We start from the raw sequence: 11,737 nt of genomic DNA on the forward strand, positions 1-11,737 counted from the left end.
CGGCCCTCCTCTTCGTTGGGTACTGATGTGAGACTCAGCGCCGGCTCGAAGAACTTTTCTCCATCCTTGGCGCCTGACTCCGACTCAGTTCTCTCGCCGAACATCCTTGAAAGCCCAGAGCTCCAGATCGTGTCGCCCAGGAGAAGGTCCGGGCTTACTAGGCGGCTTCTTCTTCGTCCGAGTGCTTCACCAGCTTCACACCTGTCGGGTCGACGTCGTCGGCTGCTACGAGGCACGGCATCTCGTACTCGCCGCCGGCGAGTTCGACCGCTGCCTTGCCCGCCATGTGGGCGGAGCTGACGGAGTGTCCGTTGGCGATCGAGGCGTACAGGCTTGTCGCGTAGGTGATTGCGTCGATGTCGTCGACCGCGCCAGTCATTCCGATGGCAATCGGTGCGAAACGCGCGACTAGCCGTTCAGCGGCCGACGCGGTTTTGCATGCGTTCAGCACCACCAGGATGGGCGGAGTGTCGGTCGCGGCACAGGCCGAGCCGAAGCCGTCCACGGTGACAACGACACCGATGTGGCGCTCGTCGACGTCGTCCTCGAAGCCGATGATTTGGTCGGCACCGTGCCCGCTGAAGTGCACGACGTGCGGGCGGAACCTGGCGATCCCGTCAAGCAGATCGTCGGTGGTTGCGGCGGTACGAACGTCGAGTTCGATCTGCTCGCGGTGCAGGGCTCGCTCGACGGCCTTACGGATCTTGGCTTGCTCCCGGCCGACGCGCAGGTCCCCTTCGGGTGACGCTCCGAGCATCAGGACCCGTAGCTTCTCCGCCTTCGGTGCAGCAAGTTTCCGCAACGCGTGATCTGCCTTCGCTTCCGTAGCGCTGAGCCGGTTCTCGATCCGGTGCCGCTCGGCCGCGACTTCCCGAGCTTGACGCAGTTGCTCGGTCTTGCGCTGCTGCTCGTCGCGTTTGCGCTTCCGCTCGGCCTGGTCAGCTTCGGCCTGCTCCGCCTTCGCGATCTTCACCTGCAGGTCCGCGGCTTCGCTGCCGTAGCGCGCCGCCTTCTTCTCGAGCTCGGAGGCTTCCTTGCCGTACCTGTTGGCCGCAGTGAGGGCGCGATCGGCGTCGTTCATCCGCGACTTGTACGTGGTGGGACTTGTGCACTTCTGAGCCGCCCCTTGCGCCTTGTTCGCGTCCTGCCGTTTCGCGGCTTCCTTCGTGCGCGCCTCAGCCGCCTTCTTCTGAGCGTCCGCTGCTTCCTTGACCTTCTGCTGGTACTGACGTCGGTACATCGAAATGCTCATGGTTCAGGAGTCCTGTCTTGTCCTCGGGATTGCCAGACGGAGCACGCAGCAACTGGGGGACGGCGAACTGTCCCCCAGTTGGTGCGGCTACTTGCGCTTGTGCCGAGTGGCGTCGTCCAGGACGTACCGCTCGCCCTTCTGGGCCGGCGGCAGTCGGTGCCCTTCGGTGGACGTGACCTCGCGGCCACGGTCGCCACCACGGGGTCCCACAACCTTGTACTGACCGGACTTCGGTGCCGGGGTACCCGGCGTGTACTTCGGCTTCTCAGCCATGGAAGTTCTCCTTCGTCTCGCGTAGGCGAAGGTCAGAACCGGACCACTCGCGTCCGAAGTGACGCACGTCCTGTGCATCGCCCCGGAGGAGTAGGTATGGTCAGAAGCGCGTAGCCCTGGAAAGCACGCATCTGGCCCCGGTTTCGGCCTCCGACCCAGTCGGAGTGTCCGACCGGGGCTGCTTTTGTTCACCTAATGGTCTCACAGCGTGCCGACAGTACCTGCCATGGAAACAAGGGGCTACGTTGTCAACGCCCCGAAAAGCCCCCTCTGAGCGCCGAAGGCCCCATCTATTTGTCCCCCTATTAACACAGGCCCGTCATCCGCTTAAAGCAGCGTTACTCCTGAATGAACACTCAGTGCGACATTCTGTCTCTAAGTGTCACATGGGGTGAGGGCCGAGCGCGGGTTGAACGGACGTAGCGGATCGGTGACCGTCTCGGGCGCGTCGGGCGCGGGTCCAGGCTGGACTCCCCAAAGGGTCCGTGGCCGGGTCTGATCCTGGAGTGGGGTCATGCGCTGTCCAATGACTGGCAAGTTCTGGTCACGTACGTCACCGAACCCGCGCGATACCCGCGTTGCCGAGATGTGCGTCTCCGCAGCGCCGATTCGGCCCCTCGAACCGCGTGCAGCGTCGCGGGCATCACGAAGACGTCGCGCGCTGTGCCGCCAACGACGGCAAAGCAATGCAGCGGAAGGCGCTCCAACACCCCAGCACTCCCGTACATCGCACCCAGACCGCTTCACTGCACCGCCGCAGGTTGCCCTTCAATTTGAGGAGCCCCGCTGCCCGCTCCAGGTGCATTCCACTCCCCAGTCGCCTCGCCCAACGGCGCTAGTGCGGGATCGACCGCCGCGGGCGACGAGGAGCTTCCTCGCGATACAGCTCGATGGCAAGCGAAACCTCCACCATCTGTTCGAGGTCCTCCAGTTGCGGCAGATAGCCGACGTTCCGAGCCAGGCCGACCAGGTCGACCGCGAAGTACATCGCCATCAACGGGTTGACGAACAGTTCGCTGCCGCTAGTCCGGCTGGTGAACCTGACGTCGCCGAAGTCTCCCCGCAGCGCCGCGGCGATCTGACCATTCACGATGCTCGGTCGGGCCGGTGTCGCCGTCTGCGCATGCTCGACCGCCTCCCGGTACGCCGTGGCCTCGGCCGAGCTCGCCGGGATGGACAAGGCGCCGAGGTAAGCACCATCACGATCCAGCGCCGCCAGATTCTCCAGTACGTCGGCGTGGCTGACCCCGTGGTACGAGTCGATCCCGAAACCGAGGCAGACCACCAGCCGTTCGATCCCCTCGATCCCGGCGACCGCGCAGAGGCTGCTCATGTCTTCCTCGGGTGTACCGAGGCCGACCTCGTCGCCGCACATCAGGATGTCCGTGCCTCCGTCCACCAGGACGATCGCGTCCAGCTCGTACTCCGCGACCAGCCGCCGGTACGCCGTACGCAGCAGCGCCGGACCGACCCGGGGAAAGGCATGCACCTCTACAGGTATGCCATCCCGGCGCGCCAACCAGCGCGCCAGAGTCCGCTCAGGGAAATAGCCCACGTCTCCAGGACTGTCGGCGCGAACGGTGGCGACGTGGTCCCGCAACTCCAGGGCGCTCAGGTCTGCGAACGACAGGTTCGCCAGGTGAACCTGCTTGCCTTGTCCGACCAGGGCCAGCGCGAGCGGCAACCCGGCGTACACATCGAAGCCGCCGCCGGCACCGGCGATAAGCACTCGACGGGCAGCACGCAGCCGGGTGAACAGCGGTGGTTCCGCAAGGGTGAACACTCGGCGAGACTAGCTGGGCAGGAGCGCTGCCGAACAAACGATTTGCGGGGACTGGTTGGGGGGAGTCAGGGTTCGGGGCATGAGTATTCGGAGTTGGGTGGTTGGGGACGGGCCGTCGGTGGTGCTGGTGCATGCGGGGGTGGCGGATTCTCGGATGTGGGCCAGGCAGGTGAGTGATCTGAGCCGGGATCATCGGGTGATCACGGTGGATCTGCGGGGGTTCGGGGAGACGCCGGTCGAGCCCAAGTACTCCGATGCGCGGGATCTGCTGGCTGTGCTCGATGAGGTGGGCGCGGAGCAGGTTGCCGCCGTGGGTGCGTCGTACGGTGGGTACGTCGTGCAGCAGGCTGCCTGTCACTCGCCGGAGCGGTTCAGCCGGGTGATCCAGTTCTGCTCGCCGACCGACAACGTGGTGCCGACGCCTGATCTCCGGGCGGTCTGGGACGAGGAGAACCGGCTGGTCGAGGCCGGTGACCTGGACGGTGCCGCGGAGCTGACCGTCGAGAAATGGATCGGGCCCGACGCCGATGACGAGGCTCGCGAGCTTCTGCGAACCATGCAGCGGCGGGCTTACGAGCTGCAGGTGCCGGCCGGAGATGTGGACAACGAGGAGCTACCAGTGGATCCGGCCAGGCTGACGATGCCGGTGCGGATGTTCACCGGCGCCAAGGACTTCGCCTGGTTCACCGACTGCGCGAACTATCTGGCCGAGCGCCTTCCCGACGGCCAGATCGTCGAGCTCCCCTGGGCCGGTCACCTCCCGACGCTGGAGCGCCCGGAGGAAGGGACCGCGCTCATCCGCGCAGCACTCTCGTAGTACATGACAACGCCCACCTCAAGTAGCGAGGTGGGCGTTGAAAGTGGAGAGCGTCAGTCCGCGAGGGCACCCATCGGGTCCCAGGCGGGGAGGACGATCGGGGCGTCGTCCAGGCGGGCCTGGAGTTCGGCGGGCAGGGCGGAACGGCGTACGGCGATCTCGAAGACGTGTTCGGCGTACCAGGAGTCGTTCATCGTCCAGAAGCCGTCGGCGCCCTTCTCGTCGCCCCAGCTGTTCTCGACCCGCCAGCGGCGCGGCTTGCCGTCGAGCACGTCGACGCCGGTGAACAGCATCGCGTGCGTCATCAGCGTCTCGTGGTGCACCAGTCGCTCGGCCTTGTCCAGCGTGAACTCGGTGTCGTAGACGGACTCGAAGTCGTACAGCTTCGCGTCCCAGTAACCGAGGTCGGCGTTCATCTGCTTGCCGACGTCGCAACCGAACCAGACCGGCTCGCCGCCGACGATCGCGTCCTGGGTGAGCTTCTTCATCAGCTCGATGTCGACGTTCAGGTAGACCACCGGCGGCGCGTCGATCACGTTGCCGAGATAGTCCACGGTGAAGGTCTTGCCGACCGGGCTGGACGGGCGCGGGTCGTGCACGATGCAGACGTATTCGTCGACCGGCAGCGTCACGTACGCCGCGGCGAACTCGGCCGGCGTCGTCCAGCCGTCGCGGTGGAAGCCCTTGTCGCTGTCCTTCCACTGCCACAGGAACTTCTGCGGCGGCGTCCCGAGGTGAATGCTCAGCACCCGGTGGATCGTGGTCAGCAACTGCTGCTTGTGCGCCCGCTTCGCCTCGATACCGTCGAGCTTGCGCAGGTCGCGCGCGCCCTGGCGGAGCAGCCGGCGGAGCGTGTCGTTCATCTGGCCGGTCGACGAGGAACTCTCGGTCTCCGGCATCGCTGTCTTCGGCACCAGGCCGTGCTTGCGGACCAGCGCGACGAACATGTTCCACTGGCCGCCGTCACCGATCGGGTCGGACAGCAGGTGCGCCACCGTCCGGTCGTCGGCGTCGCGGTCGCCGGTCTCGATCATCGCCTCGAGGAAGAAGTTCGACCGCTCGAACTTGTCCCAGAACAGCAGGTAGTTCTGGGAGAACTCGAAGTCCTTGACGCCGAGCTTCTCGGCGGCGCCGACCCGGAGCAGGTTCAGCCCGGCGAACAGCCAGCACCGGCCGCTCTTCTTCTGGTTCGTGACCTTCCAGTCGTCGAGCAGGTTCGACACCGAATGGTCGATGCTCGTCACCACCTGACGATCGAGTGCGATCGTCGCGATGGGTGTCTGGGTGACCGCGTTCTGCATCACCCGGTACGCCGGGTGCGCCGCGAACTCCTTCTCGAAGAGTTCGAGCTGTTCGGCAGTGAGATTCCGCTCCATAGGAATCGACGGTATAACAGCGCCAAAGCCCCCGGCGCCCCTGTCGGGGTGGCGAACATGTGCCCTGTCCAAATCCCGCCACCCCCGCCCGCACTGCGGCGCGCACCGAGGCTCATTTCGGATCTTGTTGAAACGCTTGAAAGTGGGATTCCGGATGGCGGACGGTGAGGGAGGTAGGTCGAGCCGACGCACTGGGGGTTGACGGTTGACGAGCGAGGTTCTGGCACGCATCCAGCCGGAGTTGATCGGGCAGGCACTCCGCTTCCCTCGCGTCTATCAGGCCTACCAGGACCTGTACGCCGTACGGCCCACCGCCGAGCAACAAGCTGAACGCCAGGCCCAACGCCTGGACGCCCTTCTGCGCCAGGTGCTGACCGACGTGCCGGCTTGGCGTGACCTCGGCATCAACCCCACAGACGACCCCCACGAACTCCTGCGCTCCCTGCCGACGCTGACCAAGGAGCAGATCACCGACGACCTCTCCGCCCACGTCTCCGATCAGCTAGATCCAGCACAGTGCGTGGCAGTGGTGACCTCCGGTACGACGGGCCGTCCGCTCCGGATCATCCACAGTGCGGAACATCTCATCCATTCCGCCGCGACCGAGCTCGCCCGCCAAACGGCGTACGGGCTGCCCTTCGACCGCAAGACGCTGCAGCCGTTCAAGATGGGCGGCGCCGGCTGGCTGGAGTACACGGCGGTCAACACCGGCTTCACCCGCGTCGCCGAGTTCGGCTTCCTCGAAGAGATGGACAAGGCAGCCAGAGCCGAGATCGCCCGGCGCTGCGTCGCCTTCGCCCCCGATGCAGTCTTCAGCCACCCCACCCGGATCGCCGGCCTGGTGGAGTTGCTGGTCGAAGCCGGTATCGACCACCTCGCCGTACCGGTGATCCGCACCTTCGGCGAGACGCTGACCCAGCCACTCCGCGAGCTGTTCAGTGACTTCTTCGGCGGCAAGGTCCGCAACCAGTACGCGCTCAACGAGGTCAGCACGGTCGCCTCCGAATGCGACCACGGCAGCATGCACGTGGACACGCATCGCCTGTGGGTGGAGATCCTGGATGCCGACGGCGAGCCGGTCCCGGCCGGCGTACCGGGCGAGGTCACCGTCACCAACTTCTTCAACCCCGTGATGCCGTTCGTCCGCTACCGCACCGACGACATCGCCGCCTGGTCCGGCGAGCCCTGCGGCTGCGGCGACCCGGCACCGACCCTGAGCCTGATCGCCGGCCGCGACCACGGCGCGATCGCCTTCGGAGACGGAACGTCGATCGATGCCCTGCGGGTCGTCCGCGCGATCGAGCACGTACCCCTCAGCCGCCTTCAAGTCGTCCAGGACGAACAAGGCCTGACGATCCTGGTGAGCCCGCTGCCGCACACCCCCGATGAGCGCCGGCCTGACGGGTGGGTTGACGGCCCCTGCGTCGACGGGGTTGCCGCGGCCGTCGAGCAGGCGGTCCGATCGGTCGTCGGCGACCGGCTCACCATCACGGTCCGGGAAGCGGCGGAAGCCGACTTCCACCGGACCGGCCGACGGGAGAAGACGCCGAGCTTCGTCTCCCTCGTCCCCACCAGCGTCCGGTGACCGGCACCGGCGATATCCCACAGATGAAGGAGGAGAGCCACTATGGGCAAGGAACAGCTGATCGAGAGCATCGAGGAGGCCGTTCGCTTCGGCGACGCCAACCTCTGATCGACGGCGGGCCAGGACGATGACCACCGTCCTGGCCCGCCACACCACGGCCCCGGTCCGGCAGGCTTCTTCGCTCGCCCACGTCGGCCTGGCCGACCTGGAAGAACTGCCCGTACTACGGACCGCAAGCTTCTCTTCCTCGACCAAAGCCGCCCTCTTCGACGGCTTGCTGCGATCGGCCGAGGACGCCGCGGATCGCCTGGCAGCCAAGGCTCCTCGCGATCCCGAAGCAGCACTGATCCACCTGCTCACCCGCAACCGCTTCCTCAAAGGATCACGATCGAACGCCCCGGCAACGGACCGCCACATCACCCAGGCGATCGCCGCCGGCGAGCCGATTCCCCTTGCTCTGCGTGGATTCCCCTTCAAACAATGCGACAACGGCCTGAAGGCATCCGGCCCACTCCCCGACCTCGCCGAGGCGGGGGCCCTGATCAGGCTGGCCGAACTAGCGGGTGCCTACCGACAGCTCTACAGCCCAGGCGTCCACATCACCCTGCTAGCTGACGGCGGGTACTACCGCCCACGCCCCGCTAGCGACCTATCGATCTACCGGCAAGCACTCGAAGACCTGATCACGGGACTCCATCTACAGAACACAGTGACGATCGTCGACCAAGCAGCAGCACTAAAAACCGCTTCTCCCGAGCGCTGGTCACAACGCGCTTCCCTGATCGAACGTCTACACCGACAGATCGCGCAGACGATCCGGTACTGCGACGCCGCATCCGCAACCAACCGCCTGAACAGCCTGGCAGCAGTTCCCTTCGATGCCTTGTTCCGCTCGATGATCTATTCCGTACCGGTCCCCGGCGGCTCCGACCCTGCATGGACCACTGCAGTCCTCTCCGACATCTACACGACGACTGGACCGCTAGGAGAAGCACGACGTGAAGTACTGCGACGGGCATGGCAAGACACCACGCAGTACACCGCAGTAGCGACCGCGGACCACCAACTGCAACTCTTCGACACCCTCCCGTATCTCCGACTCGCCAGTGGCGCGCCCCGGCCAGGCGCCTTCGGTTTCAGCTACCTAGGCGGTTCACTGCTGCCCTGGCACGGCACGGGCTTCATCGACGAGCGTCACCGCGTCGGTGTCGACTTCGCGGTCACCCTGCGCGCAGCCGGCTACGTCGCACTCGGAACTGACCAGCCGTTCGCCTACGTCGCCCCGTCGCTCGTCGAGGAGACCCTGCGAACCGACCTGATCAGGCTGAAGTCTCGATGAGTGGAACCTTCGCCAAGCTCTGGGCCGCGGACACGGTCAACCAGGCCGGCACGTCACTCAGAACGACCTCGATCCCACTCGTCGGCGTCACCGTACTCGGCGCCTCCGCCTGGCAGATGGGCATCCTGACCGCCTCCGCAACCGCCGCCTTCGCCATCGTCGGCCTGCCTGCCGGAGCCTGGGTCGACAGGTTCCCCCGGCGCCGCGTGATGATGCTCGCCAACCTGGCCCGCTTGTTGCTGCTAGCAACGATCGTCTCAGCGGCGGCGCTCGAACTTCTCACCTTCGTCCAATTGGTGGCGGTCAGCCTGCTGATCGGCGCGATGACAGTCCTGTACGACGTTGCGTCGCCGGCGATCGTGCAATCCGTAGTACCGGCTGATGACCTGACTCGGGCGAACGGGCGGATGCAGACGACCCAAGCTGCCGCTCGTCTCGGCGGTCCGCCGTTGGCCGGGGCGGCCGCCCAGTTGATCGGCGCAGCGAACACGACCGGCCTTGCGGGGTTGAGTTATCTCGCCTCGGCCCTGCTGATCCGGCGGCTTCCTGAGCCCAGACCGGCTCAGCGCACCGGTACGTCACTGCGGTCCGAGGTGGCGGCGGGGCTGCGCTTCACCTTCGGCCATCCGGCGATCAGGGCGCTCGTCGTCTGCGGTGCGGCGTACAACTTCTTCCTCAACCTCGGCTTCGCAGTACAGGTGCTGTTCCTGGTGGATCAATTGCGGCTTCCGTCAGCTGCCGTTGGCGCGTTGCTGGCGGCGAGCGGGCTCGGACAGGTCCTGGGCGCCGCATCGGCCGGGGCTTGGAGCAGGCGGTTCGGGGACGTTCGGGCGATTGTGGTGGTGCTTTGCGTCGCGCAGCCGTTCGGGCTGTTGCTTCCGCTGGCCGGGCGCGGATGGGCGATCGCATTGTTCGCGACGGCGACGTTCTCCACCGGCTACGGGATCGCGGTCTACAACGTGCTCAGCCTGACGTTCCGGCAGCACACGTGTCCGCCGGAGATGTTCGGGCGGATGTCGGCGTCGGCCAGGATGCTCAGCTGGGGCGCGATCCCGCTGGGCGCGCTCGCCGGTGGCGGTCTGGGTCAACTCGCCGGGTTGCGGGCGACGCTGTGGATCGCGGCCGTGGGCGGACTGCTTCCGGCGCTGTGGTTGCTGTTGTCACCACTGCGCCAGATGCGGTCCCTGACGGCTGCGGGCTCAGACCAGGCGGCGATCGGTGGCCCAGCGGGTTAGCTCATGGCGGTTGGAGAGCTGGAGCTTCCGTAGTACGGAAGAGACGTGCGTCTCGACGGTCTTCACCGAGATGAAGAGCTCGCGCGCCACCTCCTTGTAGGCGTAGCCGCGGGCGATCAGCCGCAGCACCTCGCGCTCGCGCTGGGAGAGCCGGTCCAGATCCTCATCCACCGACGCGATGTCGATCGCGCCCGAGAACGCGTCCAGCACGAACCCGGCCAGCCGCGGCGAGAACACGGCGTCGCCGTCGGCCACCCGGCCGATCGCGTCCACCAGCTCGGTCCCACTGATGTTCTTGGTGACGTAGCCGCGGGCGCCGGCCCGGATCACGCCGATCACGTCCTCGGCGGCGTCGGAGACCGACAGCGCCAGGAACTTGATGTCCGGGTGCCGCTGGTGCACCTGCTTCATCACCTCGGTACCACCGCCGCCGGGCAGGTGGACGTCGAGCAGCACGACGTCGGGTTCGGTCGCGACGATCGCCTTCACCGCGGAATCGACGTCGGCCCCTTCGCCGACGATGTCGACCGAGGTACCGATCTCGCTACGGACACCGGCCCGGAACATGTCGTGGTCGTCGATGACGACCACTCGCCTCTGTGTCATCTGTCCATCTCCAGTCGCACTTCGGTGCCGGTTTCCGGGTTCGACCGCACCGTTGCGCGGCCGCCGTGCCGTTCCATCCTGCCCATCACGCTGTGCCGCAGACCGAGCCGGTCCTCCGGCACCCCGTCGGTGTCGAAACCCTTCCCGCGATCCCGGACGAAGATCTCCGCCCGGTCGCCGTCGACCTCGACGAACACGTCAATCTTGTCAGCTCCGGAGTGCTTCGCGGCGTTCACCATCGATTCCCGTGCCGCCCGCACCATCGCCGACAGTCCCTCGGTCAGCTCGCAGTCGCCGACGGTCACCACTTCCACCGGTACGCCGTGCGAATCCTCCACCTCGGCAGCGGCCCGCTTCGCCGCACCGGACAGCGTCTGGTCGGTCTTGTCGTCCTCGTCGTACAACCAGGACCGCAGGTCGCGTTCCTGAGAACGGGCCAGCCGTACGACGGCGCGCGGGTCGTTCGCCTGCTTCTGGATCAGCGCCAGCGTCTGCAGCACCGAGTCGTGCAGGTGCGCGGCCATGTCGGCCCGCTCCTGCGACCGGATGCGCTCACCGCGCTCGTTGTTCAGGTCGCGGCTGAGCCGGTGCACCCAGGGCCCGGCGATGACGCCGATGCCGACCACCGCGAGCAGCAGCGCGATCAGTACGTCGCCGACCATCGACAGCCGGCCGTTCTGCACCAGGAACACGGTCACCGCGGTGCCGAGCAGGATCAGCCCGACCGCGACCCGGATGATCGACTTCCAGCCGCCCTTGCCGAACAGCATGCCGAGCGTCGGCGCCTTGTTGGTCCAGGCAGCCTTCTGACCCTCGTCGGCTTGCCGCCAGATCAGCGCCAGGCCGGTCCCGGCGAAGACGAGCGGCCAGAACATCTTGCCGGCGATCCCGAGGCCGGCGACGTTGAGCAGCAGCAGTACGCCGATGCCGACGACGACCAGGGCGGTCATCTGTCCGCGGTTCTTCTCGCGTCTCCGCGCCTTGCTTTCGGTCATCGGCGGCGGCTGGTCCGATCTGAGGCCGCCGCGAGTGTGCGCCGCCAGCCCAGGCGCAGCCGGCACGGTCGGAGCCGCGAGCGGCATCAGAAACCAGAGCGCTGCATAGATCAGTACGCCGAATCCGCCGAACACGGTGGCGGCAATGAAAACCAGCCGGACGACGGTGTCGGACACATTCAGGTGATCCGCCACCCCACCCGCAACCCCACTGACGACCCGCCCCTCGGCCCGCCGATACGCCCGCCGAACCGGCGGCACCTCCTGCTGCCCACCCCCGTACGCCGACCCGCCAGCCCCCGGCGCACCGGCGTACGAACTCCCCGGTGCACCGCCGTAAGGCAAGCTGCCGGAGCCGTTGGTGCCCGGGGCACCGACGGTCGGCGTACCGGCGTACGGGCTGCCGCGGGGTGGGGTGCCGCCGGGGGCGCTGCTGCCCGGCGTGCCGGGGGCATGCTGGCCAGCGGGCGGGAGCC

10 protein-coding genes are annotated in these 11,737 nt (G+C 66.8%); 4 read left to right on the top strand and 6 right to left on the bottom strand.

What is annotated here, in order from left to right:
• Positions 1–157: 157 nt before the first annotated feature.
• The 3 genes from ABZ004_RS28380 to ABZ004_RS28390 form a co-directional block, all read right to left on the bottom strand.
• Entirely contained in the window at positions 158–1,252 is a 1,095-nt protein-coding gene (locus tag ABZ004_RS28380) for a CHAT domain-containing protein (protein WP_355684123.1), read from the bottom strand.
• Between the two features lie 87 nt (positions 1,253–1,339).
• Entirely contained in the window at positions 1,340–1,525 is a 186-nt protein-coding gene (locus ABZ004_RS28385; RefSeq protein ID WP_355684124.1) for a YjzC family protein, read from the bottom strand.
• A gap of 835 nt (positions 1,526–2,360) precedes the next feature.
• Positions 2,361–3,308 carry a DUF1152 domain-containing protein gene (locus ABZ004_RS28390; RefSeq protein ID WP_355684125.1) on the bottom strand — a complete coding sequence of 316 codons (948 nt, stop codon included), beginning with the start codon at positions 3,306–3,308 and terminating at the stop codon, positions 2,361–2,363.
• Positions 3,309–3,387: 79 nt separating this feature from the next.
• Between ABZ004_RS28390 and ABZ004_RS28395 the strand changes: the two genes are divergently transcribed.
• Positions 3,388–4,125, top strand: a complete 738-nt coding sequence (locus ABZ004_RS28395; RefSeq protein ID WP_355684126.1) for an alpha/beta hydrolase — start codon at positions 3,388–3,390, stop codon at positions 4,123–4,125.
• Positions 4,126–4,178: 53 nt separating this feature from the next.
• On the opposite strand, the gene ABZ004_RS28400 is transcribed toward ABZ004_RS28395, so the two are convergent.
• Positions 4,179–5,501, bottom strand: coding sequence for a C1 family peptidase (locus ABZ004_RS28400; RefSeq protein WP_355684127.1), 1,323 nt, complete (start codon positions 5,499–5,501; stop codon positions 4,179–4,181).
• Positions 5,502–5,706: 205 nt separating this feature from the next.
• Here ABZ004_RS28400 and ABZ004_RS28405 point away from each other — a divergent pair, with 205 nt between their 5' ends.
• The 3 genes from ABZ004_RS28405 to ABZ004_RS28415 all read left to right on the top strand — a co-directional run bounded on the left by ABZ004_RS28405 (position 5,707) and on the right by ABZ004_RS28415 (position 9,660).
• Positions 5,707–7,086 (top strand): AMP-binding protein, encoded by a 1,380-nt coding sequence (locus ABZ004_RS28405; protein WP_355684128.1) that lies wholly within the window; start codon positions 5,707–5,709, stop codon positions 7,084–7,086.
• A gap of 127 nt (positions 7,087–7,213) precedes the next feature.
• Positions 7,214–8,425, top strand: a complete 1,212-nt coding sequence (locus ABZ004_RS28410; protein ID WP_355684129.1) for an L-tyrosine/L-tryptophan isonitrile synthase family protein — start codon at positions 7,214–7,216, stop codon at positions 8,423–8,425.
• Positions 8,422–9,660 (top strand): MFS transporter, encoded by a 1,239-nt coding sequence (locus tag ABZ004_RS28415; RefSeq protein ID WP_355684130.1) that lies wholly within the window; start codon positions 8,422–8,424, stop codon positions 9,658–9,660. Before ABZ004_RS28410 ends, ABZ004_RS28415 begins: the two co-directional genes overlap by 4 nt.
• On the opposite strand, the gene ABZ004_RS28420 is transcribed toward ABZ004_RS28415, so the two are convergent.
• Positions 9,625–10,266 (bottom strand): response regulator transcription factor, encoded by a 642-nt coding sequence (locus ABZ004_RS28420; RefSeq protein WP_355684131.1) that lies wholly within the window; start codon positions 10,264–10,266, stop codon positions 9,625–9,627. The two genes, ABZ004_RS28415 and ABZ004_RS28420, sit on opposite strands and share 36 nt — an antisense overlap.
• The coding region (locus ABZ004_RS28425) for a PspC domain-containing protein (protein ID WP_355684132.1) at positions 10,263–11,737 on the bottom strand (1,475 nt) is incomplete at its 5' end. The genes ABZ004_RS28420 and ABZ004_RS28425, both read right to left, overlap by 4 nt.

The organism is Kribbella sp. NPDC006257 (assembly GCF_040613535.1).
Classification (GTDB): domain Bacteria; phylum Actinomycetota; class Actinomycetes; order Propionibacteriales; family Kribbellaceae; genus Kribbella.

What these genes read in the sequence shown, in the direction of transcription:
- ABZ004_RS28380 (WP_355684123.1), bottom strand. Translation starts at nt 1,252, where the DNA reads ATGAGCATTTCGATGTACCGACGTCAGTACCAGCAGAAGGTCAAGGAA.
- ABZ004_RS28385 (WP_355684124.1), bottom strand. Translation starts at nt 1,525, where the DNA reads ATGGCTGAGAAGCCGAAGTACACGCCGGGTACCCCGGCACCGAAGTCC.
- ABZ004_RS28395 (WP_355684126.1), top strand. Translation starts at nt 3,388, where the DNA reads ATGAGTATTCGGAGTTGGGTGGTTGGGGACGGGCCGTCGGTGGTGCTG.
- ABZ004_RS28400 (WP_355684127.1), bottom strand. Translation starts at nt 5,501, where the DNA reads ATGGAGCGGAATCTCACTGCCGAACAGCTCGAACTCTTCGAGAAGGAG.
- ABZ004_RS28410 (WP_355684129.1), top strand. Translation starts at nt 7,214, where the DNA reads ATGACCACCGTCCTGGCCCGCCACACCACGGCCCCGGTCCGGCAGGCT.
- ABZ004_RS28415 (WP_355684130.1), top strand. Translation starts at nt 8,422, where the DNA reads ATGAGTGGAACCTTCGCCAAGCTCTGGGCCGCGGACACGGTCAACCAG.
- ABZ004_RS28420 (WP_355684131.1), bottom strand. Translation starts at nt 10,266, where the DNA reads ATGACACAGAGGCGAGTGGTCGTCATCGACGACCACGACATGTTCCGG.